The sequence below is a fragment of the Bradyrhizobium sp. AZCC 1721 genome (assembly GCF_036924715.1).
GTDB lineage: Bacteria > Pseudomonadota > Alphaproteobacteria > Rhizobiales > Xanthobacteraceae > Bradyrhizobium.
In genome coordinates this window covers 3,449,960-3,472,601 of the sequence record NZ_JAZHSB010000001.1, presented here as the reverse complement: position 1 = coordinate 3,472,601, position 22,642 = coordinate 3,449,960, and the positions used below count along the sequence as shown (strand labels likewise).

Below are 22,642 nucleotides of genomic sequence, written 5' to 3'. Positions count from 1 at the left end.
CCATGACGCGAGATCACCGTGATCGCTGATGTCCAGCGCAAGCGCGCCGTGGGCCACATCCTGCTGCTTGCGGCGGGGCTATTGGTGTTGACCGCCATCAGCGCGGGTTCGGTCCATCTGGTGAACAAGGCGCGCGAGGACGCGCGCGCGGTGCAACGCACCGTCGAGGTCGAGAACCAGATATCGCTCGTCCAATTGCAATTGCGGCGTGCCGAAAGCGCACAGCGCGGCTACCTCGCAACATTGCGCCCCGACTTTCGGACCGACTTTGAGCAAGCCATGTCCGAACTGGCGCCGGCGCTGACGCGGTTGGGCCGGCTTGTCAGCGACAATCCGGTTCAACGGGGGCTCATGAACGAGATGATGCCGCTCTACGACCAGCGCATCGATGAATTCCGTACGACGATGGAGCTGGCCCGGTCCCAGCGCCTGAACGATGCCTCCAAGATCGTGCGCGAGGGCATTGGGCGCGACACCATGAAACACATTGACGATCTAGCCGTGCGGATGCGAACCGAGGAGGACCGTCTGTTTGTCGAGCGCACGACCAACGCCGATCGCAGCCAGACCTTGGCGGCCTCGATCACCGGCATCGGCTCGGGTTTCGTGGTCGTGTTGGCTGGCATTGCGATCTTCCTGGTCCGCCGTTCGTCGCGCGCACGCGACGAGGCCGACGCCAGGCTGCGCGACAGCCACCTCAACCTCGAGGCCACCATAGACGAGCGCACGGCGGATCTGCGTGAAGCCAATGACGAGATCCAGCGTTTCGCCTACATCGTCAGCCACGATCTGCGCTCGCCGCTGGTGAACATCATGGGCTTCACGAGCGAGCTGGAGGAATTGCGCGGCGACATCTTCAAGCGGATCGCAGCGCTTTCCCGCGTGCAATCCGAAGCGCCGCCCGTCCCGGAAAATGCCACCGATACCGCCGAGCCCGTACTCGAAGGTCCCGACCAGAAGCTCTCGGAGGATTTCTCCGAAGCGCTCAGCTTCATCAAATCGTCGATCGGCAAGATGGATCGGCTGATATCGGCGATCCTCAATCTCACCCGCGAGGGGCGGCGCGAGTTCGAGCCGGTCCGGATCGATACCAAAGAACTGATCGAGGGCATTGCGGCGACCGTGGCGCACCAGGCCGCGGAGGCCCAGGCCGAGATCCGGATCGACGCATTGCCGAATATCGTCACCGATCGCCTTGCACTGGAGCAGATATTCTCCAATCTGATCGATAATGCGCTCAAATATCTCAAAACCGGCGTGCCCGGCGAAATCACGATTCGCGGTCGCACCAAGCTCGGCTTTGCGGTATTCGAGATATCAGACAACGGCCGCGGCATCGATCCCAAGGACCATCAGCGCATTTTCGATTTGTTCCGCCGCGCGGGAACCCAGGACAAGCCGGGACAAGGCATCGGGCTTGCTCATGTCCGCGCATTGGTGCGCCGCTTGGGGGGAACCATGTCGGTCGCATCGGAACTTCACCAGGGCAGCACGTTCACGATCACACTGCCCATTAATTGGCCAGCAGGTAACCGGAACATACGGATATGAGTAATCCAGTCACCATCATCATGATCGAGGACGACGAGGGCCACGCTCGCCTGATCGAACGGAATATACGCCGATCCGGCGTAAACAATGAGATAGTACCGTTCACCAGCGGTACAGAAGCGCTGAACTACCTGTTCGGCAAGGACGGGACGGGCCTCGACCACAAGGGCGGCGCGCTCCTGATCTTGCTCGATCTCAACTTGCCCGATACGTCCGGTATCGACATTCTGAAGCGGGTGAAAGAAAACCAGTATCTCAAGACCACGCCGGTCGTGGTACTGACCACGACCGACGACTCCTACGAGATCAAGCGCTGCTACGAACTCGGTTGCAACGTCTACATCACCAAGCCCGTGAACTACGAAAGCTTCGCCAACGCCATTCGCCAACTCGGTCTGTTCTTCTCCGTCATTCAGGTCCCTCCGGCCGCCGTATGAAACCCGCGACGCCGACGCTGCTCTATATCGACGACGACGCCGGCCTCGCCCGGCTGGTCGACCGCGGCCTGACGCGGGCAGGCTTCAAGGTCGTGCACGCGGCGGGCGGCGAAGAAGGCCTGGCGCGGCTGGCGCAAGGCGGTATCGACGTGATTGCGCTCGACCAGTACATGCCGGGTCTCGACGGCCTCGAAACGCTCGAACGCATCATGGCGATACCGGACGCCCCGCCGGTGGTGTTTGTCACGGCCGCGCAGGATTCGGCGATCGCCGTCACGGCGCTGAAGGCCGGCGCTGCCGACTATCTCGTCAAGGACACGCGGGGCGATTTCATTCCGCTGCTTCAGGTCGCGATTTCCGGCGCGCTCAGGCAGGCCGAGCTTCAACGGGCCCGCGACGAAGCCGAAGCCGAGGTTCACGCCTCGCGCGACCGCTATGCGGCGCTCGCCGCCGAACGTGAAGTGCTGCTGCGCGAAGTCAACCACCGCGTCGGCAACTCCCTGCAGATCATCGCCTCGCTGCTGCACTTGCAGGCCAATTCGGCGACCCAGGACGACGTCAAGGCGGCACTGACCAATGCGATGGGCCGCGTCGCGGCGGTCGCCCAGGTCCACCGCCGTCTCTACACCTCGCACGATCTCAAGAGCGTGCTCTTGAACCAGTATCTCGAAGCTCTGCTGGAAGATCTCCGCCGTTCGGCCGAGGGCAACAGGATGTCGCGGCTGACGCTCAAGGCCGAACCGATCGAGATCGACCCGGACCGCGCGGTGGCGATCGGCATCATCGTCAACGAACTGGTGATGAACGCCGTCAAATACGCCTATCCCGACGGCGCCGGTCCCATTCACGTCGAGCTCAAGCCCGAGGGCGAAGACCTCGTGGTCTCGATCGCGGACGACGGCGTCGGCCTCAACGCCAAGTCGGACCCGCGCTCCACCGGCATGGGACAACGCATCGTGAGCGCCATGGCCGCCAAACTGGATGCCAGTGCCGAGCGCGATCCCAACCACCACGGCACCAGGATCGTACTGCGTTTCCGCCGCATCCCAGCAGCGACGCCGAAGTCGACCAACGCCGCGGCGAGTTAGGCTAGTCCCTCGCCGTCGCCGCTTCGATCGCCCGCGCAGCCGAGACAAGAACGTCCGCCACCTCGATCGCGCGGCGTGGGCCCAATCTGTTCCGCATGGCGGAGAGCGTAATCGCGGCGGCGGGCTGACCGTCAGGAGTCCGGATCCAGGCCGAAAGCGACTTCGTTCCCTGCACGAGGCCGACATCACGCAGATTGTAGCCTCGGCGCCGCGCGAGCTGGATCTGTCCGAGCACGGTGGCCGTATCGGTCCGGTAAGCGCCAAACCGCGTTTCGTTGGCGAGCACGATCTTGCGCGCCTCGGCCGACGGCATGGCGGCCAGGATCGCCACGCCAGCGCTGCTGACGCCCAAGGGACGCCGCACGCCGACCTCGATCGACAACACCTGGATCGGATAGCTACCGATGCGGCGCGCCACGCACAGCGTATCGAGGCCGGTGCGCACCGTGAGAAACAAGGTATCGCCGAGTTGCGCCGACGCTGCCGCCAGATGCGGCTCGGCTGCAACCATCAGGGGCGAACGCGATGGACGCGCCAGCGCCAGTTCAGGCACCTGGCGGCCGACGACATAATTTCCCGTCCGCTCGCTGCGTTCGACAATCCCCTCCTCGATCAGCACATGCACGATGCGATGTACCGTCGGGCGAGCGAGCCAGGTCGCCTGCACGACTTCAGCCAGCGGTACGCCTCGTTCCCCACCAACCGCGAGCGTCCGCAGCACCGCCAACGCGCGGCGGATCGCCTGACCACCCTGCCGCGGCCCTCCTGTCTTTAACCGACCATTCGTCATTACGCCCCACCCGCTGTCCACAATGTGGACAAAAACACCACAATTTGGTCGACAGCGGAAGGGCTGCGCGCAAGATCGGTGGCGCGGAACAATACATGCGCATGCCGTTCGGGACGGGGCTCGCGCAAAACAAGAATGTAGCGGCAGATGTGCCGCTTTTCGGGAGAATGCGATGAAATTTTTCGCGATCGCAGGCGTCGCTCTATCGACGCTATTTACGGCAACGTTGAACACACCGGCAAACGCCCAGCAATGGCCGGCGCGTCAGGTTAAGCTGATCGTCCCTTACCCGGCAGGCGGCAATGTCGATAGCGCCGCGCGCGTCATCGCCGACAGGCTGCAGGCGAAGCTGGGCCAGCCGTTCATCGTGGAAAACAAGGCTGGCGCCGGCGGACTGATCGCCGGCGAGGCGTTCGCGAAAATGCCGGCCGACGGCTACGCCTTGTTCGTCGGCGCCAATGGTCCCGTGCTGTTCGCACCCGAGATCGCCAAGCGCGAGGCCTACAACTGGAAGCGGGACTTCGTTCCCATCACCTCGATCACGATGACGCCGCTGGTGCTCGAAGTGCATCCGTCGGTTCAGGCCAAGGACTTGAAGGAATTCATCGAGCTCGCGCGCCGCGATCCGGGCAAGCTGACGATGGCCTCGCCCGGCCAAGGCACCACCAACCATCTGCTCAGCGAGCTCATGCAGTCGACGCTGGGCCTGCAATGGCTGACGGTGCACTACCGCGGCAACGCGCCCGCTCTCAACGACCTGATCGGCGGACAGGTGCAGTTTGCCCTGGACCAGATCTCGGTCGGATTGCCTTCGATCAAGAGCGGCATGCTGCGTGCACTCGCCGTCACCGGCAGCCGCCGCGCCTCCTGGCTGCCGGATGTCCCGACCTTCACCGAACTCGGCCACAAGGAATTTGACGGCCAGACCTTTACCGGCCTGTTCGCGCCCGCACGCACGCCGCCCGAAATCGTGACCAAGCTCCACGATACCCTCGCGGAGATCCTGAAAGATCCCGCCGTCGTCGAGAAGTTCAACGCGCTCGGCGCCGAGGCCGTATCGATGACGCCGGCAGAGTTCACGAGCTACCTCGAACGCGAGGACGCGAAGTGGATTCCCGTCGTCCGCAAGGCGAACATCAAGGCTGATTGAAGCGTATCCCGATGCGGATCGATCCTGCATATCTCGACGCTGAAACGGCCTACCGGCTGATCACCGGCGTCGTGGTGCCCCGCCCGATCGCCTGGGTGACCAGCCTGTCGAGCGGCGGGGTGCTCAACCTCGCGCCATTCTCTGCCTTTACGTTCGTCGCCCCGAAGCCACCGATGCTGGCCATCAGCGTCGGCCGCAAGGGTGGAATCTACAAGGACACCGCGCAGAACATCCTCAACAACGAGGAATATGTCGTTCACATCGCGGACTCCAGCCTGATGACGGCAGTGCACGAGAGCTCCACCGAACATCCGCCCGACGTCAGCGAGGTCGAGGAGTTGCGGCTTTCGACACTGCCGGGAGAGCGCATCAAGGTGCCTCGTCTCGCGGCCGCACCGATTGCGATGGAATGCCGCTTCCGGCAGTGCCTCGAATTCGGCGAGACCCGTAGCCGGCTGATCGTCGGCGAAGTACTGGTCTTCCACATCAGGGATGGCCTTTTGAACAACGGCAAGATCGAAACCGAAGCGCTCGACCCGATCGCCCGCATCGCCGGCCCGCGTTACGCCAAGCTCGGCGAGATCGTCACCTTAAAACCCGTATTCCAGACGTCGAAAACTGAATCCTGAAGCATGCCGCGCCATCGCGCGCCGCGCTGATCCGGAGACCGATCGCATGCATCTTCTGAGCTATCTTGCAAACGGCAAGCCGCGCTTCGGCGCGCGCATCCCAGGCGGGGTCGTCGACCTGACCGAACGGACGAAGTTTGCCGACCTGCGGGCGCTGATTGCCGGAGGCGGACTGGACATCGCGCGCCAGGCAATTGCCGGGCAGAAGCCGGACCATGCGCTCGATGACCTCGTGCTGCTGCCGCCCATCCCGGCTCCGGAAAAGCTCTGGTGCATCGGCGTCAACTACAGGGATCGCAACGCCGAGTACAAGGACAACTCGGACCTGCCGAAATATCCGAGCCTGTTCGTGCGCAACCCCTCCTCCGTCGTCGGCTCCGGCCAGTCGATCGAGAAGCCGAAGGTCTCCGAACAGCTCGACTATGAAGGCGAGCTGGTAATCGTCATCGGCAAGGAAGGCCGGCACATTCCCCGCGAGCGCGCGTGGGAGCACATCTTCGGCATGACGCTGTGCAACGAGGGCAGCGTTCGCGACTGGCTGCACCACGGCAAGTTCAACGTCACCCAGGGCAAGAACTTTGACCGCTCGGGCAGCATCGGGCCGTGGATCGTCACGTCGGACGAATGCGATCCGCGTGGCCCGCATGACATCATCACCCGTGTCAACGGCGAGGTGCGCCAGAGCGACTCCACCGAGCGGCTGATGTTCCCGTTCGATTACCTGATCGCCTACCTCTCCACCTTTGCCACCTTAAGACCCGGCGACATGATCGCCACCGGTACCCCCACCGGGGCCGGCGCCCGATTCACGCCGCCGCGCTGGCTTAAGGTCGGCGACGTCGTCGAGGTGGAGTCCGGAAAGATCGGCATCCTTCGCAACACCGTGGCGGCGGAGCAATAGAAGATGCTCGATCAACAAACCGTCGAACGGCTGGCGCAGCGCCTCGATGACGCCGAACGCAGCAAGTCGTTGATCCCGGCGTTCACGCGCGAATTTCCTGAGCTTACGATCGAGGACGCCTACGCCGTTCAGCGCGCCTGGACCAGGTTGCAGCTCTCCCGCGGCCGCATTGTCAGGGGCCACAAGATCGGCCTGACGTCGAAAGCGATGCAGAACGCCGTCGGCATTTCCGAGCCGGATTACGGCGTGCTGTTCGCCGACATGTTCTACCCCGATGCATCGCCGATCCCGTTCGACCGTTTCCGTGCGCCCCGCATCGAGGTCGAACTGGCCTTCGTGCTGAAGACGCCGCTGAAGGGCCCGGATTGCAGCCTGTTCGACGTGCTCAACGCCACCGATTACGTCACGCCGGCGCTCGAAATCCTGGAAACCCGGATGCATCGCGTCGATCCCGAGACGAAGGCGCCGCGCAAGGTGATGGATACGATCTCCGACAATGCCGCGAATGCGGCGCTGGTCGTCGGCGGCCGGCCCATTCGTCCGCTCGACGCCGACCTGCGCTGGATCGGCGCGCTGCTGTTTCGCAACGGCCAGATCGAGGAGACCGGCATCGCCGCCGGCGTGCTTAATCACCCTGCCAACGGCGTGGCCTGGCTTGCCGATCGGCTGGCTGCCCAAGGCGAGTATCTCGAGGCCGGCGAAGTGGTGCTGGCGGGATCGTTTACGCGCCCGGTCGAGATCATCAGGGGCGATACATTTCATGCCGATTACGGCCGGTTCGGATCGGTGTCCTGCCAGTTCGTCTGAACGAGAAGCATCCCGGAGGGAGAGCAGTGATGACAAGGCGCAAGAGCATTCACATCGGCGAATTCAAGCACGCCAATCCCATTCCGAACGCCTGCCGTATCGGCCATCTCCTGATGTCCGGCGTCATTCTCGGCCGTGATCCCGCGACCGGCGCAATGCCCGAGCGCATCGAGGACCAGTGCGCCAACATGTTCGCGCATATGAAGACAATCGTCGAAGCCGGCGGCGGTACGACCGATGACATCATCAAGATGACGGTATGGCTGCAAGATCGAAAGCAGCGCGCGCCGGTCAATACCGAATGGCTGAAGATGTTTCCCGACGAGCATTCCCGCCCTGCCCGCCATGCGCTGCAGATGGACATGGAGAATGGCGCGCTCGTGCAATGCGATTTCACCGCCGTAATCGGCTGACCGCGATCAGACAAGGAACCCGAGATGCCGACCTATCTTCCGTTCGATCCGAACCCGCGCCGTCCCTCAAAACTGCCGCCGCCGAAGAGCGTCGACAGCCAGTTTCACGTGCTGGGGCCGCTGGAAAAATATCCGGTGCGGCCGGGTGCCGCCTACCAGATGCCGACTGCGACCTGGGAGGCCGCGCTTCGCGTCCACAAGGCGCTCGGCATCGAGCGCGGCATCATCGTGCAGACCACGACCTATGGCGCCGATCATTCGGTGGTGCTCGATGGCCTCGCCGCGATGGGACCGAACTATCGCGGCTGTGCCAACGCGCTGGTGTTTGCCGAAGCCGATGACGCCTATCTCGCCAAGCTGCACGATGCCGGTGTCCGCGGCGCCCGCTTCAGCTTCCGCCAGGAACTCGGCGCCGTGCTCTCGGACAAGGATTTTGCCCGCGCCATCGCGAAGATTCGTGAACTCGGCTGGTATGCAAAAATCCAGCCGGAGAAGGACGGTATCGTCTCCAGCGTCGCGAAGTACGAAAATCTCGACGTCCCCCTACTGATCGATCACATGGCGAGGCCCGACCCGACGCGCGGCAAGGACGACCCGAACCTGCAGAAGATGCTGGAGCTCCTGTCCAAGGGCAATTTCTGGGTAATGCTGTCGCTCGGCGAAAAGACCTCGAAGAAGGGCCCGCCCTGGGACGACGTCATTCCGATCGCGCGCGCCTACATCGAGGCGGCGCCGGACCGTTGCGTCTGGGCCAGCGACTGGCCGCACCCGGTTTCGGTGGTGCAGCCGCCCAACGATGCCGACCTGCTCGAACTTCTCTACCGCTATGTGGCCGATGAAGCGGAACTGAAGAGGATCCTGGTCACCAACCCGGCCATGCTGTTCGGCTACGAGGACTAGCGCGGGGCGGCCGTCACGAATAACACGACAACGGGCAACGTCACCGCCGCCAACGTCGTGCCGAGCGCGACGGCGCCCGAGACGGCTTCGGTGAGCCGTCCGTACTGAGCCGAGAAGATGTAGGCATTGGCGCCGGTCGGCATCGCGGCGAAAACAACGACCACGGCCGCGGAAATCGGCGGTAACGCCAGAACATGGAACGCGAGGACCGCCGCAACGGCCGGCATCGCCAAGAGCTTGAGCGCGCACATCACCGCCATGCCGAGCGCCTGGCCCTTGATCCTGAATCCGAAGAGATTGATGCCGAGCGCGATCAGGGCCGTGGGCGAGCCCGCCTGCGCCAGCAGTTCCAGAGTCTTGTCCGCGACAGGGTTCAGCCCCAAGCCGGTGAGGCGCCAGAGAAAGCCGAAGCCGAGCGCGAGCATGATCGGATTGCGCGCGATTTCGCGCACGGCCCGCAGCACCAGCAGCGGCGCCGTCTCGGAAGATTTTCGTTCCGCCCACGCCATCTGCAGCGTGCCGCAGAGCCAGAGCAGCGGCGTGTTGACCGACAGGATCAAGGCCATCGAGCCGACGGCCTGACTTCCCAGCGCCGACAACGTCAGGGGAATGCCGAGCATCACGATGTTGCCGTAGATCGAGCCGATCGCGAGCACCACGCCATCCGCCCGGGATTGCCGAAGAAGGGATGACGCCAGCAGCGCGGCGATCCACGTGACCGCCGTTGCCCCATAATAGGCGCCCCACACCGAGAAGGCGCTCACGGCGGGGAATTCCGCGACAACCACCATCCGGAACAGCAGCGCCGGAATGGCGATGCTAAAGGCGAACTCGGCAATGCCCTTATGCGCCGTCGGCGAGATGAAACGCAGCGCGACCGCCGCATAACCCGCCGCAATCAAGGCGAACACCGGAACGACGATCAACACTGCGCTCATGCCGCACTCATCTTGGAAATTCGGCCGGGCGAATACCCCGTCGTCATCCGCTTCGTATGGATGCGGCTATGCTGCGCACCAATTTGTTATGGAACGTAGCATACGCCCCGTGTGTCCTGCTATCATCGACACATGACCTCGCGCGAGTCTGCTGCTTCCGAAATCACGCCCGAAGTGCTGCTGCGGGCCTATGCCTGCGGCATCTTCCCGATGGCCGAGAGTGCCGGCGATCCGACACTGTTCTGGGTCGAGCCGGAAATGCGCGGTGTCATTCCGCTCGACGGCTTCCGCATTGCCTCGCGGCTTGCCCGCACCGTGCGTTCGGACACTTTCCGTGTTACCGTCGATACCGCCTTCAAGGCGGTCATCGCGGGCTGCGCGGCGCCCCAGCCGGGCCGCGACGACACCTGGATCAACAAGCGCATCCGCGATCTCTATCTCGGGCTCCACGAGCTCGGACACTGCCACAGCGTCGAGGTCTGGCAGGACGGCGACCTCACAGGCGGCCTCTACGGTGTCAGCCTGGGGCGGGCCTTCTTCGGCGAGAGCATGTTTCACCGCGCCCGCGACGCTTCCAAGGTGGCGCTGGTGCATCTGGTGGCGCGAATGATCGCAGGCGGGTTCGAGCTGCTCGACACGCAATACGTCACCGAACATCTGCGCAGCTTCGGCGCGGTTGAAATTCCAAGGCGCCGCTATCGCACCTTGCTCGACAAGGCGATTGCGGGAGAACCAGCGGATTTTATGCGTTTGCCGCCCAGCGTCAGCGGTGCCGACGCACTCGCGATCATCGCCCAACACAATTGATTTGGTCCAAACCTTGTGCGCGCGGCGCCGGGCAAATCGAGAGCTACTGGCTCGTTGTGTCGCCCGCTTCCAATTGGCTCAAACCGGCGGCGGGTTCAATCGCGCAAAGCCTTCTTGGACACGATAAGGATAATAGGGATAGCATGGCATCACCGCGCTCGCTTTGTCCAGGAGCGCGACCTGCTCGGCGGTCAGCGACCAGCCGACGGCGCCGAGATTGTCGCGCAGTTGCGCTTCGTCGCGCGCGCCGATGATCACGGACGACACGCTTGGGCGGGTGAGCAGCCATGCGATCGCGACCTGCGGCACAGTGCGACCGGTCTCGGTCGCGACGGCATCCAGGACATCGACGACGCGATAGAGCCGCTCCTCGTCGACTGGTGGACCGAACTGCGCCGTCTCGCGCAGGCGGCTACCAGCCGGCAGCGGCTGGCCGCGTCGTATCCTGCCGGTGAGACGCCCCCAACCCAGCGGGCTCCAGACCAGCGCGCCGACGCCCTGATCGAGGCCGAGCGGCATGAGCTCCCACTCATAGTCGCGGCCGACAAGCGAATAATAGACTTGGTGCGCCACATGGCGCGTCCAGCCGTGACGCTCGGCAATGGCGAGCGACTTCATCAACTGCCAGCCCGAGAAGTTGGAGGCGCCGACATAGCGCAACTTGCCGCCACGGACGAGCCCATCAAGCGTCGACAGCACTTCCTCGATTGGCGTGAAGGCATCGAAGGCGTGGAGCTGCAGCAAGTCAATGTAGTCGGTTCCGAGCCGCCGCAAGGCGGCGTCCACCGCCGACACGAGGCGATGTCGCGATGAGCCGGCGTCGAATGGACCGTCACCCGTCGGCAAGCTCGTCTTGGTAGAGACCAGCACCCTGTCGCGGCGGCCTTTGATCGCGGCGCCCAGAATCGCTTCCGACGCGCCGTTCGAATAGACATCGGCGGTGTCGAACAGGTTGACGCCGGCCTCGAGGCAAATGTCGATTAGCCGCCTCGCCTCCTCGGCGCCACTCCGGCCCCAGGCCGAAAACAGCGGCCCCTCTCCGCCGAACGTGCCAGTACCGAAACTGATAACGGGGACCTTCAGGCCCGAGGCGCCGAGGTTGCGATATTCCATCACTGTGCTCCCTTTTGATCCTTTGCTTTCATTCCGCCGGGCACGCCGCGGCGGAAGGTACCGGACGGTCCAGATACATGCTCCATAGCGCCAGCAGGAGTCCCGCCGCGGTGATCGCCGCCGCGACGAGCGGAAGCGCGGCAAGGCCCAAGCCGCGATCGATCGTAAGCCCGCCGGCCCAGGCGCCGAGCGCATTGCCAAGATTGAAGGCCGCGATGTTGAGGCTGGATGCGAGCGTGCGCCCCTCCGCGCCGGCCGCTTCGAGCACGCGAAGCTGCAGCGGCGCCACGGTGGCGAAGGCGGCGGTGCCAAGCAGAAAGATGAAGGCCACGGCGAGACCCTTGATCGACAGCACCGCCGCAAGCGCGACGAGGACGAGCGCAAGCGCGGCAAGCGTGCCGATCAGGGCGCGTCCGAGACCACGGTCGGCGAGCCGCCCTCCTGCAACGTTGCCGATCGACAGTCCGACGCCGAACACGAGAAGGATCGGCGAGACCGCCGCTTCAGAGAAGCCGGTCAGCCGCGTCAGGATCGGCTGGACATAGGTAACGACGACGAACAGGCCGGCAAAACCGAACACCGTCATGGCGAGGCCGAGAAGGACTCGCGGACGGCCGACCACCGCCAGCTCCTCGCGCAGCGAAGTGGCTTTCTCATTGCCGCCCACGTTGCCGGGAACCAGAACGACCAATACAGCGAAGGCGACCAGCCCAATCACGGTCACCGCCCAGAACGCGGCACGCCATCCCAGCATCAGGCCGAACCACGCACCAAAGGGTACGCCGAGCAGAGTAGCCACCGTCAGTCCGATGAACATGGTGGCAATTGCGGAGGCACGCTTGTCCTCAGTGACCAGGCTCGTCGCCACCACCGATCCGACGCCAAAAAATGTGCCATGGGCGAGAGAGGTGAGGATCCGCGCCGCCATCAACAGCCCGTAGTCCGGCGCCAGCGCGCAGGCCGCGTTGCCGAAGGTAAAGATGGCCATCAGAGAAAGCAGCACCGCCTTGCGCGGCATCCGCCGCGTCGCCAGCGTCAGGATCGGCGCACCCACGAACACGCCGAGCGCATAGCCGGAAATCAGGAGACCTGCCGCGGAGACCGAGACCTGCATGTCGGCGGCGACCTGCAGCAAGAGACCCATGATGATGAATTCAGTGGTGCCGATGCCAAAGGCACCGGCGGTCAGCGCAAGGACGGCGGCAGGCATGCGTTGCTCCCGATCAGGACAGGGTTGCTGCCAACGCAAATAGCGAAGGGGCGGCAGAAGGATTAGAGTGCCGGTAGTCCAATCATTTGTGACGTGAAATCAACGTGGCTCGACTCGACACCAATCGTTCCGCCGAGATGGAGGTCTTCGTCCGCGTCGTCGACCTCGGCGGGTTCACCGCCGCGGCAAAGAGCTTTCGCCTGACCCCATCCGGCGTCAGCAAGCTGGTATCCCGCCTGGAAGCCCGGCTCGGCACGCGGCTCGTCAACCGGACGACGCGCAAACTCCAACTGACTGAGGAAGGCCAAGCCTTCTACCAGCGCTCGCTGCGCATCCTCGGCGAGATCGAGGAGGCCGAGCGCGAGGCCGGCTCCGGCGCAGCGCCGCGCGGGCATCTGATGGTGAACAGCAACATCCCCTTTGGCATGCAGCACGTGATGCCGCTGTTACCGCGCTTCCTCGTCGAGCATCCGGAGATCACGGTCGACATTGTCTTCACCGATACAATCATCGACCTGATGCAGGAGCGCGCCGACGTAGCCATCCGCGTCGGGCCGCTGGGGGCTTCGCGCCTCGTCGCGCGCAAGCTCGGAACCAGCCGCATGGCGGTCGTAGCCGCGCCGTCCTATCTTGCCCGTTTCGGCGAGCCGAAGACGCCGGCCGAACTCGCCAGTCATCGCGGCATCGGCTGGACTTTTCCGCGCAGCATTCGCGGCTGGCCGTTCCGGCGCGGCGAGCGGATCGAGGAGGTGCTGCCGCCGCCAGCCGCGCGCGCCAGCGACGGCGAAGCGGTCCGCCGGCTCGCTCTCGGCGGCGTTGGCTGCGCACGCTTGGCTCTATTCCACATCGGTCCCGACATCGAGGCCGGGCGCCTCGTTCCGATGCTGCAGAACTACAATCCCGGGGACCGCGAAGACATTCATGCGATCTACGTCGGCCACGCCGGACCGCTGCCGGCGCGCGTGCGCACTTTCATCGATTTCCTCGCAACGCACATCCGGATGGGCGACCCCACCCTAAGGCGCACGGCCGACGGCAAGTGGAAGCTGCACGGCGGATACGGATGCTAGGTGTAGAAGTGCCCCGCGGGGCATGGACGCCGTTAATTCCCGAACAATCCACCAAACAACCCGCCCGGCCGCTGCTGCGGCGGAGGCGGTGGGGCCTGCTGCGGCTGCTGCTGGAATTGCGGCTGCGGCGGCGGTCCTGGCGGGCGCGGCGCCGCCTGCTTCGGCGGCGGCGGACGCTTCGCAGCCTGCGGCGGCGCGGCCGACTTGGCCGGATCGGGCTGCGCGCTGACGATGGTCTGGTCAGGGCCTTTGCAGTCGGTGAGCCAGATATCGTAGACCGGGTGCTCGACGCCGTGCAGACCGGGACTGGCAGCGAACATCCAGCCCGAGAAGATCCGCTTCACCTCGCCTTGCAGCGTGATCTCGTCGACCTCGACGAACGCATCGGTGTTGGCAGCTTCCGTCGATGGGCGCGTGTAGCAGGCGCTGGTCTTCACGCGCAGTGCGCCGAACTGCACGGTCTCGCCGATGTCCTCGTCGAAATTGATGATGCGGCCGGTGATCTTGTCGAGGCCGGAGAAGCTCGCCTTCTTGTTGGTGATCTTGGTGGCCGGCGGTTCGGACACGACCTCGTCGCCCGGCTGCAGGGTCGCCGGCGAATTGGGCACGCCCTTGGCCGGGGGCTGCCGCTGACCCGATGGCGCGTTGGCGACGCCTGGACCTCCGGGCTGCGGCGGCTGAACCGCGACGCCCGGCTGCGTCCCCTGCGGAGGAGCGGTGGTGCCGGGCGGCGGCGCCAGCGGCTGCGACTGGAAGCTTCCCGGCGGTGGAGCGCCCTGCCCCGGCGGCGGACGGTTCGGGGTCGGCAGCAGCCGGCCGCGCGGCAGTTCCGGCACTTCCTCGTCGTCGTCGGGGAATTGTTGCTGCTGTTGATTGCCGCGGGGAATGGCGCCCGGCGGCCGCAGCGGAGGATCGGAAAAGATATTGCCGATCTGCGCCTGCGCTGGCGGCGCAAGCGAGGTCGTTGTGGCGGCAATCAGGGCCGCAAGACCGGTCATGGCAATGGTTCGAAGCATCTCGCGCGGCTTTAACAGGCGAATCGGGCTCGCGACATAGTACAGACTTGTCCGCCGCTCGCGTCCCTCCCGGTTAACACGGTGAATACGGCGGGGAAAGGGCGGTTTGCCCTCATCCTGCCGCAGTGAATATCATGGGCCTGGAAGGCGGAAGCCGGTTTTCGGAACATCGCTCCATGATCTAGTCAGCCCCGCCTGCAGATGGAATAGTGGCCTGATCGCGCGGCCACGCGCGAAAACCACCAAAATCCGGGATAACCGGACGAGCCAGAGGAAACCTCAAGCTATGCCCGATCGAATTCGCCTCGATGGCCGGGTTGCCGTCGTGACCGGCGCGGCCGGTGTCATTGGAACCGCGACCATCCGGCTGTTGGCCGAGCGCGGCGCCCGCATCGTCGCCATCGACCGCAAGAAGCAGGATCTTGCGGCCGCCATCAAGGACCTGCCGGCCTCGGCCGAAGCGCTCGCGGTCGCGGCGGACGTTACCCGGGAGGAAGAAGTCACGGAATATGTCCGCGCCAGCGTCGACCGGTTCGGCACGATCGATGTCCTCTACAACAACGCCGGCGTCGAGGGCGATATCAAGCCGATCCCGGAATATTCGCTGGAGAGTTTTCGGCGCGTGCTCGACGTCAACGTGGTCGGCGTCTTTCTCGGCATGAAGCACGTGCTGCCGGTGATGCTGAAGCAGAACAAGGGCAGCATCATCAACACCGCCTCCATCGCCGGCCTGATCGGCTCGCCGATGATCGCCGTCTACAGCGCCAGCAAGCACGCCGTGATCGGTCTCACCAAGAGCGCCGCATGGGAGTGCACCGGCACCGGCGTGCGGGTGAACTGCGTCTGCCCCGGCCTGATCGACAGCCGGATGCTGAGCACGATCCTGCAGGGCCGCAATCCCGGCAATGAGCCGCCGCCGACCGAAAAGATCGTCGACCGGATTCCGGCGCGGCGGCTCGGACAAGCCTCAGAAGTCGCCTCCATCGTGGCGTTCCTCGCCTCCGACGAGGCCAGCTACGTCTCCGGCTCGGCCTATACCGTCGATGGCGGCCGCACCGCGGCCTAGCACCGTCATTCCGGGGCGGTCCGGAAGGACCGAGCCCGGAATCTCGAGATCCCGGGTTCGCTGCGCACCCCAGGATGACAACTCAAAACGAGAGGTCTCATGCCCGTCACGCTCGATCCCGATGCCGCCGCCGTCTACAAGGCTTTCCAGGAGGCGGGCCGTCCCGCCTATGAGACGCTGACTGCGCCGGAAGCGCGCGAATATTATCGAAGCGCCCGCGTCGTCAGTAATCCCGAACCGCCCGCGCTCGAATCGACCAAACCGCTCGCGATCCCCGCGCCGCACGGCACGATTCCGGCGCGCATCTACACGCCGAAGACGCTGCGCAAGAGCAACGGCCTTGCGCCGTGCCTGGTATTCTTTCACGGCGGCGGCTGGGTGATCGGCGATCTCGATACCCATGAAGTGGTTTGCCAGAAGCTTGCCCACGAGGGCGAGTTGATCGTGATCTCGGTCGAATACCGGCTAGCGCCGGAGCACAAATTTCCCGCCGCCGCCGAAGACGCCATCACGGCGACGAAGTGGGTTGCCGCCAATGCCAGCCGGCTCGGCATCGACGCTGGCCACTTACTGGTCGGCGGCGACAGCGCCGGCGGCAATCTCGCCGCCGTCGTGGCGCTCGCCGCACGCGACGGCGACGGCCCGAAGCTCGCCGGCCAGGTGCTGATTTATCCCGCCACCGATTTTGCGATGACGCATCCCTCGCACAGCGAGCCAGAGACCAGCATCCTGCTGACGCACTCCGTGATCAAATGGTTCTGCAACCATTATCTGAACGGCGCGGCCGACATCGAGCATTGGAAAGCCTCGCCCGCGCGCGCGAAAACGCTCGCCGGCTTGCCGCCGGCCTATGTGCTGACCGCAGGCGCCGATCCGCTGCGCGACGAGGGCGCCGAATATGCCGCGCGGCTCAAGGAAGCCGGCGTGCCGATGACCTACCGGCATTTCCCAGGCCAATTCCACGGCTTCTTCACCATGGGCAAGCTGCTGCAGCAGGCCAACGTCGCCGTCAGCGAAATCGCCGGCTGGCTGAAAACTTTGAAATAATGCACATTGCGCAACGCTATCGGTAAACCGTGAATTTCTCCTGCGCACATTTGGGGCCGCTGTGATCGAACCAATCCTCCTATTTGGCATACCCGTCGATTTTCTGCTGTTCGCGCTGACGCTGCTCGGCGTCGCGTTGTTCCATCATCACACGCTGCCCGTTGCGCTGACGGGACTGGCCGCCATCGTGATCTACAAGCTGATCTTCACCGGCTTCAAATACGGTGCGGGTCTTAATGGCCTCGGCCACCACATGGCCCATGAATGGGTTACGCTCGGCAATCTGTTCCTGCTGCTGATGGGCTTTGCGCTGCTGTCCCGGCATTTCGAAGAAAGCCGGATTCCGGACGAGATGCCGGCATTGCTGCCGGACGATTGGAAGGGCGGCGTCGTGCTGCTCGGCCTTGTGTTCGTGCTATCGAGCTTCCTCGATAACATCGCCGCCGCGCTGATCGGCGGCACCGTCGCGCGCCACGTGTTCCGCGGCAAGGTTCATATCGGCTATCTCGCGGCGATCGTCGCAGCCTCGAACGCCGGCGGCTCGGGCAGCGTCGTCGGCGACACCACCACCACCATGATGTGGATCGCCGGCGTCAGTCCGCTCGCCGTTGTCGAAGCCTACATCGCCGCCATCGTGGCGATGTTGATTTTTGCGGTGCCGGCGTCGATCCAGCAGCACCGCTATTCGCCAATTCAGAAAGACGCGCCGAGGGGGCTCAGGATCGACCCGACCCGGGTGTTCATTGTCGCGGTCATCCTCGCTGCAGCGCTGGTGGCAAACGTCACGGCAAACCTGAAATTTCCCGCGCTGCTCGATACCGTTCCGGTTCTGGGCCTCGCGGTCTGGGCGGCCATCCTGCTCACGGCAGGATTACGCGCGCCGGATTGGAAGGTGATGCCGGAAACCTTCAAGGGAACCATCTTCCTGCTCGCCCTCGTCACGGCGGCCTCCCTTATGCCGGTCGAGCGGCTGCCGGTGGCGTCATGGCCGACCGCGCTTGGACTAGGCTTCGTCTCCGCGGTGTTCGACAACATTCCCCTCACCGCGCTCGCCCTGAAACAGGGCGGCTATGACTGGGGCTTCCTGGCTTACGCCGTCGGATTCGGCGGCTCGATGATCTGGTTCGGCTCATCGGCCGGTGTCGCCTTGTCGAACATGTATCCGGAGGCGAAGTCCGTCGGGCGCTGGCTCAGGCATGGCTGGCCTGTGGTGGTGGCCTACGTCGTCGGTTTCCTGGTGATGCTCGCTATCCTTGGCTGGCGCCCCGACGCCCGGCTTAGCGCGGTCGAAGGGGATTGCCGGCCTCGTGCCGGCGATCATCCATTTGGCTGGCGAGGCTGTACCGACTCAGGCCGCAATGTTATCCAAGTTTCTGACTAGCTCTCGCACGCAACAACTCTGCCGGTGATTCGGCAGCAATCCGCGAGGTGATTGCAATGGCATTTTTCAGGCGCGAGCTCGGCCCGATCGAGCGCTTCGAGGTTGCGCTGAAGGACAAGCTGACGGCGCGGCAGAAGTTGGCCGAACGGTTGAGCGTCGCCGAATCGGAACTCGCAGAAAAGCGTGCAGCTGCCGAACGGCTGGCGGTAGCCGGTGCCGACAATTCCCGGCTCGATCGGGCCGAAGCCAGCATGCGCGCCGTTGAAGACCGCGCCAAGACGTTGCGCGCCGAATTGGTGGAATTTGACGATCAGGTGGCCTCGGCCGAGCGCGCCCTCGCTGATGCCAAGACCCAGCGCGACCGCGACGCGCTGGCTGACGAGATCGAGGCGATGGCTGCGGCGATCGAGCGGGCTGCGCCCGGATTCGAAGCCGGCGCCACAACGCTCGTCGAAGCCGTTACAAAAAGCTCGCTGTCGATACCCGAAGCCAGCCGGTTCTCGGCCAGCGTGGATGCGGTGCGTAGTGAAGTCCGCGCGGCGGCGGACTTGATCTGCTGGGAGCTGCGTTCCGCCGCGGTGCGCACGCGCGCGGGCAACGCCAACCTCGCCAACCCCGCGCCATCCCTGTCGGAGGAGCCGCCATCGGCAGAGACCGAGCGGCAATTGATGTACACCCTCCATCCCCTGCGTTGGCGCGAGGACGGCAAGGTGCGCAAAGTTCCCGCCTTTGCGTTGGTCGGGCTGCCCAAGGCGCTGCTGCCGGTAGCGCTGCAGCATCAGCATGTAGACCATCTCAATGCCCGCCGCGTGCAGACGTTGATGCATCTTCACGGCAGCGCAGGAAACGGCGAACCGCAGGACGACGATCCGCAGCTTGTCGATCTGGATGCCTTGCTCACCGAGGAAACGCTGAGCGCCCAAGCCGACGTTGCCTGAGCCAGCGCAGACGGCCGCCGACAAGCGCCGAACCAACCGCTCCAGCGGACGTTGTCCGGATTGGTTCATGAAGCCGGCTTACGAGGATGCGGCTACGCGTCGTCACGCTCAACGTCTGGAATCGGCAAGGCGATCCGAAACGCATCGGTCTGATCAATCTGGAACTGCGCCGGCTGGCTCCCGATCTCGTGTCATTCCAGGAAGTGGTCAAATCGCCCGACCATTCGCAACTCGACGAGTTGATCCACGACACCGGTCTGCATGGAACACATCAGGCTGACGTGCTGCGCACCGTCCCGCCCGATGCCGATCGTTTTGGCGGAAGCGCCATCGCGACGCGATGGCCGCATCGCGTCGAGGAAGTCCTCGATCTGCGCATGTCGGATGCGAACGATGTCCCCTGGTGTTCGCTGGCAGTAACGGTGCCGCTACCCGGCGAAGGCGATCTTTTGTTCATCGCCGCTGCGACCTCGTGGCGGCTCGCCGCGGAATCGGCCCGGGAACGGCAGGTCGTTGCGCTGACGGATCTCGACGCGCGTCACCGGCAGCCGCTTCCCACCATCATCGCCGGCGACTTCAACGCAACGCCTGACGCGGCCAGCATTCGCTACCTCACCGGACTGCAGTCGCTCGGCGGACGAAGCGTCAAGTATCACGACGCCTGGGAAGTCGCGGGCGAAGGTCAGGGGTATACCTGGAGCGTCGACAATCCAAATGCACAGTCCGAGATCGGCAGGATCGTCCGTCAGTCGCGTCATCGGCGCAGGGTCGATTACGTCTTCGTGGGCTCCTGGGACGCCCACCCGAAGGCGAGCTGCGAGGTTCAGGCCGCCTCGCTCGCATTCGACCTGGCGGTCGACGGCATCTGGCCCAGCGACCATTTCGGCGTCGTGGCCGATCTGGAAATCAGCGCCGCTCCCTCCGCGTGAGGGTTACCCTGGGCCTTGCAGCCGGGCACTGTTCGAAATCGGCTCTGGCAGCATCGTCACCACGGTTCCTTCGGGAATCGGGTGGCGGCGACGCCTTCATCCTGCGATCCCGAACGCTCGAACCAGGCCGTGCCGCTGAACCAAGGCAAGGCGATTGCAGTTGGAGAAGGCCAATGAAAGCCGAAAGCGATCTGACGACCCGAAATCCGTTCGGCGTCATGGACGTTCCAAATCCCGGTGATGACGACGTGATGCAGTTCGCCCGCATCACGATGCCGGAAGAATCCGCCACCGACGAGAATGCAAAGCCATGGAGCCCTGGAGATGCGAGCTACCAGCGCGGCACGATCGACGGTGAGTGGTCGAGCCGCTGGAAGGGTGCCGCAGACCCCACGATACCGGGCGATGCCCCCGAAAAATGGAAACAGGGCCGGGGCGAAGCAAGAACCGTGGGAGACCGCGTGTACCTGTTGTTCGACTGGAATTCCGGCGCGCGCCGGGGACTGATCGAGGCACGGCGCGAAGGTCCGCGGCGGCTGGTGGGCAAGTATATCAACCTGAACAACCCGGAGATCACGGTGCCCTGGGTCGGCCTGGTGGTGAGCGATCAGCGAATAGACGGCTACTTTGCGCAAGGCCGGGTGGATTTCCGGAGGTAGCGGCTTCCATTCACCCTGCTCGCGCCGCGCGGCGCAGCGATTGCGGGGGCTGGCCGAAGGCGCGGATGAAGGCGCGGCGCATCCGCTCGGGGTCGCGGAAGCCGGTGGTCTGCGCCACGCGCTCGATCGCCTCGCTGGAGGACTGCACGCGTTGCCGTGCCACCTCGATGCGCAGCCGCTCCACCGCCTTTGACGGCGTGGTGCCGGTCTCGGCCATGAAGGCGCGGGTGAAATGGCGCGAACTCATGCCGGCCTGCTCGGCGAGATCCTCGACGGTGAGCGGCGCATCGAGGTTTTCGCGCGCCCAGGCCAGCAGCGGCCCGAAGCGGCCGTTCGGCGCCTTCAATTCCAGAAGCGAGGAAAATTGCGACTGGCCGCCGCTGCGGCGGTGATAGAGCACGAGCTGCTTCGCGGTCTTCTGCGCGATCTCGTCGCCATAGTCCTCCGCGATCATCGCCAGCGACAGATCGATGCCGGCCGATATTCCCGCCGACGTCCAGACGTCGCCGTCGCGCACGAAGATGCGATCGGGCTCCAGCTTCACCTGCGGATAGGTTTTCAGAAAATGCCGCGTGCGCTGCCAATGCGTGGTGGCGCGGCGGCCGTCGAGCAGGCCGGCTTCTGCGAGGACATAGGCGCCGGAGCAGACGCTGGCGATGCGGATGCCGCGTTTGGCAATCGTGCGCACGAAGCCGATCGTCTTCTCGCAGGCGGCGGCCTGCCGCACGCCCTCGCCGCCGGCGACGATCAGCGTCGTGATCGCAGATGCCGACTTCAAACCTTTCGCAACGATTTCGACGCCCGACGACGAGCGTACCGGCCCCGGCGTCACCGCCAGAACCCGGATCGCGGACGCCCCCTCGGCAAAGCGCGCCGCGATCTCGAACGCCGATATCGGCCCGGCCGCGTCGAGCAACTGGAAATCCGGAAACACGAGAACGCCGATCATGATGCTTGCCTGTCTTATGCTTGCCTGTTTTGGGCCGATGTCCTGGAATGAGATGTCCTGAAATGAGGGAATTATGCCATTTCGGACAAGAAGCGACCATGGCAGGATGCCCTTCGTCAAGCCAAATTTTCCGGAGGTCACGATGTCCGCGCCATCTCAACCGTCCACGCCACTTCAGATCGGTCTCGTGCTGTTTCCGCGCGTCACCCAGCTCGACTTCACCGGTCCCTTGCAGGTGTTCTCCAGCCTGCCCGGCGCCAACGTGCATTTGATCTGGAAACGGATTGAGCCGGTGACGAGTGATTCCGTGCTGGTGCTGACGCCGACCACGACCTTTGCCGACTGCCCGCAACTCGACGTGATCTGCGTGCCCGGCGGGTTCGGCACCGACGACATGATCAACGACCAGGAGATGCTGGCCTTCCTGCGCAAGCAGGCGCCGGGCGCAAAATACATCACCTCGGTTTGCACGGGATCGCTGGTGCTCGGCGCCGCCGGCCTGCTCAAGGGTTTTCGCGCAGTGACGCACTGGACGGCGATGGATTTTCTGAGCGCGTTCGGCGCGATCCCGACCAAGACGCGCGTCTGCGTCGACGGCAACCGCGTCACCGGCGGCGGCGTCACCGCGGGGATCGATTTCGCGCTGACGCTGGTCTCGCTACTGCACGATCAGAAGACCGCGGAGGCGATCCAGCTCCGGCTCGAATACAACCCGGCGCCGCCATTCAATTCCGGCTCACCCGACACCGCGCCGCCGGAAGTGCTTGCCTTCATGAAGGACAGGATCGCGCCAGCGCAAATCCGCCGCGGCGAGATGATCGACCGCGCCGCCGCACGGCTGGGGTAGCGCTGC

At 64.6% G+C, this 22,642-nt stretch carries 24 protein-coding genes; 18 read left to right on the top strand and 6 right to left on the bottom strand.

Going from position 1 to position 22,642, the window contains the following annotated elements; translation table 11 throughout:
- Positions 1 to 18 precede the first annotated feature (18 nt).
- The 3 genes from V1273_RS16540 to V1273_RS16530 are packed head-to-tail and all read left to right on the top strand — an operon-like array spanning position 19 to position 3,076.
- Complete coding sequence (locus V1273_RS16540; RefSeq protein WP_334410249.1) at positions 19 to 1,551, top strand: sensor histidine kinase; 1,533 nt, start codon at positions 19 to 21, stop codon at positions 1,549 to 1,551.
- A complete protein-coding gene (locus V1273_RS16535) occupies positions 1,548 to 1,988 on the top strand; it encodes a response regulator (protein ID WP_334382347.1) in 441 nt (146 codons plus the stop codon). The genes V1273_RS16540 and V1273_RS16535 overlap by 4 nt, the downstream gene beginning before the upstream one ends.
- Positions 1,985 to 3,076 (top strand): sensor histidine kinase, encoded by a 1,092-nt coding sequence (locus V1273_RS16530; protein ID WP_334410248.1) that lies wholly within the window; start codon positions 1,985 to 1,987, stop codon positions 3,074 to 3,076. The genes V1273_RS16535 and V1273_RS16530 overlap by 4 nt, the downstream gene beginning before the upstream one ends.
- Position 3,077: 1 nt before the next feature.
- Here V1273_RS16530 and V1273_RS16525 read toward each other — a convergent pair whose 3' ends face one another.
- On the bottom strand, positions 3,078 to 3,866 hold the full coding sequence (locus tag V1273_RS16525) for an IclR family transcriptional regulator (RefSeq protein WP_334410247.1): 789 nt from the start codon (positions 3,864 to 3,866) through the stop codon (positions 3,078 to 3,080).
- Positions 3,867 to 4,038: 172 nt separating this feature from the next.
- On the opposite strand from V1273_RS16525, the gene V1273_RS16520 reads away from it, so the two are divergent.
- The 6 genes from V1273_RS16520 to V1273_RS16495 are packed head-to-tail and all read left to right on the top strand — an operon-like array spanning position 4,039 to position 8,666.
- Positions 4,039 to 5,016, top strand: coding sequence for a Bug family tripartite tricarboxylate transporter substrate binding protein (locus V1273_RS16520; RefSeq protein WP_334410246.1), 978 nt, complete (start codon positions 4,039 to 4,041; stop codon positions 5,014 to 5,016).
- Positions 5,017 to 5,027: 11 nt separating this feature from the next.
- Positions 5,028 to 5,645, top strand: a complete 618-nt coding sequence (locus V1273_RS16515) for a flavin reductase family protein (protein ID WP_334410245.1) — start codon at positions 5,028 to 5,030, stop codon at positions 5,643 to 5,645.
- Between the two features lie 46 nt (positions 5,646 to 5,691).
- Positions 5,692 to 6,546 carry a fumarylacetoacetate hydrolase family protein gene (locus V1273_RS16510; protein WP_334410244.1) on the top strand — a complete coding sequence of 285 codons (855 nt, stop codon included), beginning with the start codon at positions 5,692 to 5,694 and terminating at the stop codon, positions 6,544 to 6,546.
- A gap of 3 nt (positions 6,547 to 6,549) precedes the next feature.
- A complete protein-coding gene (gene hpaH, locus V1273_RS16505) occupies positions 6,550 to 7,353 on the top strand; it encodes a 2-oxo-hept-4-ene-1,7-dioate hydratase (RefSeq protein ID WP_334410243.1) in 804 nt (267 codons plus the stop codon).
- A 29-nt stretch (positions 7,354 to 7,382) separates the two neighbouring features.
- Positions 7,383 to 7,766, top strand: coding sequence for a RidA family protein (locus tag V1273_RS16500; protein ID WP_334368719.1), 384 nt, complete (start codon positions 7,383 to 7,385; stop codon positions 7,764 to 7,766).
- 24 nt (positions 7,767 to 7,790) lie between these two features.
- Complete coding sequence (locus V1273_RS16495; RefSeq protein ID WP_334382353.1) at positions 7,791 to 8,666, top strand: amidohydrolase family protein; 876 nt, start codon at positions 7,791 to 7,793, stop codon at positions 8,664 to 8,666.
- On the opposite strand, the gene V1273_RS16490 is transcribed toward V1273_RS16495, so the two are convergent.
- A complete protein-coding gene (locus tag V1273_RS16490) occupies positions 8,663 to 9,604 on the bottom strand; it encodes an AEC family transporter (RefSeq protein WP_334410242.1) in 942 nt (313 codons plus the stop codon). The two genes, V1273_RS16495 and V1273_RS16490, sit on opposite strands and share 4 nt — an antisense overlap.
- A gap of 132 nt (positions 9,605 to 9,736) precedes the next feature.
- Between V1273_RS16490 and aat the strand changes: the two genes are divergently transcribed.
- Entirely contained in the window at positions 9,737 to 10,411 is a 675-nt protein-coding gene (gene aat, locus V1273_RS16485) for a leucyl/phenylalanyl-tRNA--protein transferase (protein ID WP_334410241.1), read from the top strand.
- 78 nt (positions 10,412 to 10,489) lie between these two features.
- Here the strand turns inward: aat and V1273_RS16480 are convergent, their stop codons facing one another.
- Both V1273_RS16480 and V1273_RS16475 read right to left on the bottom strand, forming a co-directional pair.
- Positions 10,490 to 11,524, bottom strand: a complete 1,035-nt coding sequence (locus V1273_RS16480) for an aldo/keto reductase (RefSeq protein WP_334410240.1) — start codon at positions 11,522 to 11,524, stop codon at positions 10,490 to 10,492.
- A 28-nt stretch (positions 11,525 to 11,552) separates the two neighbouring features.
- Positions 11,553 to 12,734, bottom strand: coding sequence for an MFS transporter (locus V1273_RS16475; RefSeq protein ID WP_334410239.1), 1,182 nt, complete (start codon positions 12,732 to 12,734; stop codon positions 11,553 to 11,555).
- A 104-nt stretch (positions 12,735 to 12,838) separates the two neighbouring features.
- On the opposite strand from V1273_RS16475, the gene V1273_RS16470 reads away from it, so the two are divergent.
- Positions 12,839 to 13,804, top strand: coding sequence for a LysR family transcriptional regulator (locus tag V1273_RS16470; protein ID WP_334382357.1), 966 nt, complete (start codon positions 12,839 to 12,841; stop codon positions 13,802 to 13,804).
- A 32-nt stretch (positions 13,805 to 13,836) separates the two neighbouring features.
- On the opposite strand, the gene V1273_RS16465 is transcribed toward V1273_RS16470, so the two are convergent.
- On the bottom strand, positions 13,837 to 14,820 hold the full coding sequence (locus tag V1273_RS16465) for a DUF2155 domain-containing protein (RefSeq protein WP_334368709.1): 984 nt from the start codon (positions 14,818 to 14,820) through the stop codon (positions 13,837 to 13,839).
- Between the two features lie 286 nt (positions 14,821 to 15,106).
- Between V1273_RS16465 and V1273_RS16460 the strand changes: the two genes are divergently transcribed.
- From V1273_RS16460 to V1273_RS16435, 6 genes are all read left to right on the top strand, one after another.
- Positions 15,107 to 15,886, top strand: coding sequence for an SDR family NAD(P)-dependent oxidoreductase (locus tag V1273_RS16460; protein WP_334382358.1), 780 nt, complete (start codon positions 15,107 to 15,109; stop codon positions 15,884 to 15,886).
- 99 nt (positions 15,887 to 15,985) lie between these two features.
- Positions 15,986 to 16,933 (top strand): alpha/beta hydrolase, encoded by a 948-nt coding sequence (locus V1273_RS16455; RefSeq protein WP_334410238.1) that lies wholly within the window; start codon positions 15,986 to 15,988, stop codon positions 16,931 to 16,933.
- A 61-nt stretch (positions 16,934 to 16,994) separates the two neighbouring features.
- Complete coding sequence (locus V1273_RS16450; protein ID WP_334410237.1) at positions 16,995 to 18,314, top strand: citrate transporter; 1,320 nt, start codon at positions 16,995 to 16,997, stop codon at positions 18,312 to 18,314.
- A 56-nt stretch (positions 18,315 to 18,370) separates the two neighbouring features.
- Positions 18,371 to 19,252, top strand: coding sequence for a hypothetical protein (locus V1273_RS16445; RefSeq protein WP_334410236.1), 882 nt, complete (start codon positions 18,371 to 18,373; stop codon positions 19,250 to 19,252).
- Positions 19,253 to 19,338: 86 nt separating this feature from the next.
- Positions 19,339 to 20,181, top strand: coding sequence for an endonuclease/exonuclease/phosphatase family protein (locus V1273_RS16440; protein WP_334410235.1), 843 nt, complete (start codon positions 19,339 to 19,341; stop codon positions 20,179 to 20,181).
- Positions 20,182 to 20,354: 173 nt separating this feature from the next.
- Positions 20,355 to 20,840 carry a hypothetical protein gene (locus tag V1273_RS16435; protein WP_334382363.1) on the top strand — a complete coding sequence of 162 codons (486 nt, stop codon included), beginning with the start codon at positions 20,355 to 20,357 and terminating at the stop codon, positions 20,838 to 20,840.
- Positions 20,841 to 20,850: 10 nt separating this feature from the next.
- Here V1273_RS16435 and V1273_RS16430 read toward each other — a convergent pair whose 3' ends face one another.
- Positions 20,851 to 21,789: a GlxA family transcriptional regulator gene (locus tag V1273_RS16430; RefSeq protein ID WP_057845243.1), complete on the bottom strand. Its 939-nt coding sequence runs from the start codon at positions 21,787 to 21,789 to the stop codon at positions 20,851 to 20,853.
- Positions 21,790 to 21,931: 142 nt separating this feature from the next.
- Here V1273_RS16430 and V1273_RS16425 point away from each other — a divergent pair, with 142 nt between their 5' ends.
- Entirely contained in the window at positions 21,932 to 22,636 is a 705-nt protein-coding gene (locus tag V1273_RS16425; protein WP_334410234.1) for a DJ-1/PfpI family protein, read from the top strand.
- Positions 22,637 to 22,642 lie beyond the last annotated feature (6 nt).

Bases quoted from the DNA above. Each gene is read 5' to 3' on its own strand.
- V1273_RS16445 (WP_334410236.1), top strand. From the start codon at position 18,371: ATGGCATTTTTCAGGCGCGAGCTCGGCCCGATCGAGCGCTTCGAGGTT.
- V1273_RS16535 (WP_334382347.1), top strand. From the start codon at position 1,548: ATGAGTAATCCAGTCACCATCATCATGATCGAGGACGACGAGGGCCAC.
- hpaH (WP_334410243.1), top strand. From the start codon at position 6,550: ATGCTCGATCAACAAACCGTCGAACGGCTGGCGCAGCGCCTCGATGAC.
- V1273_RS16510 (WP_334410244.1), top strand. From the start codon at position 5,692: ATGCATCTTCTGAGCTATCTTGCAAACGGCAAGCCGCGCTTCGGCGCG.
- V1273_RS16455 (WP_334410238.1), top strand. From the start codon at position 15,986: ATGCCCGTCACGCTCGATCCCGATGCCGCCGCCGTCTACAAGGCTTTC.
- aat (WP_334410241.1), top strand. From the start codon at position 9,737: ATGACCTCGCGCGAGTCTGCTGCTTCCGAAATCACGCCCGAAGTGCTG.
- V1273_RS16430 (WP_057845243.1), bottom strand. From the start codon at position 21,789: ATGATCGGCGTTCTCGTGTTTCCGGATTTCCAGTTGCTCGACGCGGCC.
- V1273_RS16480 (WP_334410240.1), bottom strand. From the start codon at position 11,524: ATGGAATATCGCAACCTCGGCGCCTCGGGCCTGAAGGTCCCCGTTATC.
- V1273_RS16475 (WP_334410239.1), bottom strand. From the start codon at position 12,734: ATGCCTGCCGCCGTCCTTGCGCTGACCGCCGGTGCCTTTGGCATCGGC.
- V1273_RS16440 (WP_334410235.1), top strand. From the start codon at position 19,339: ATGCGGCTACGCGTCGTCACGCTCAACGTCTGGAATCGGCAAGGCGAT.
- V1273_RS16525 (WP_334410247.1), bottom strand. From the start codon at position 3,866: ATGACGAATGGTCGGTTAAAGACAGGAGGGCCGCGGCAGGGTGGTCAG.
- V1273_RS16435 (WP_334382363.1), top strand. From the start codon at position 20,355: ATGAAAGCCGAAAGCGATCTGACGACCCGAAATCCGTTCGGCGTCATG.
- V1273_RS16465 (WP_334368709.1), bottom strand. From the start codon at position 14,820: ATGCTTCGAACCATTGCCATGACCGGTCTTGCGGCCCTGATTGCCGCC.
- V1273_RS16495 (WP_334382353.1), top strand. From the start codon at position 7,791: ATGCCGACCTATCTTCCGTTCGATCCGAACCCGCGCCGTCCCTCAAAA.
- V1273_RS16520 (WP_334410246.1), top strand. From the start codon at position 4,039: ATGAAATTTTTCGCGATCGCAGGCGTCGCTCTATCGACGCTATTTACG.
- V1273_RS16530 (WP_334410248.1), top strand. From the start codon at position 1,985: ATGAAACCCGCGACGCCGACGCTGCTCTATATCGACGACGACGCCGGC.
- V1273_RS16500 (WP_334368719.1), top strand. From the start codon at position 7,383: ATGACAAGGCGCAAGAGCATTCACATCGGCGAATTCAAGCACGCCAAT.
- V1273_RS16490 (WP_334410242.1), bottom strand. From the start codon at position 9,604: ATGAGCGCAGTGTTGATCGTCGTTCCGGTGTTCGCCTTGATTGCGGCG.
- V1273_RS16425 (WP_334410234.1), top strand. From the start codon at position 21,932: ATGTCCGCGCCATCTCAACCGTCCACGCCACTTCAGATCGGTCTCGTG.
- V1273_RS16460 (WP_334382358.1), top strand. From the start codon at position 15,107: ATGCCCGATCGAATTCGCCTCGATGGCCGGGTTGCCGTCGTGACCGGC.
- V1273_RS16515 (WP_334410245.1), top strand. From the start codon at position 5,028: ATGCGGATCGATCCTGCATATCTCGACGCTGAAACGGCCTACCGGCTG.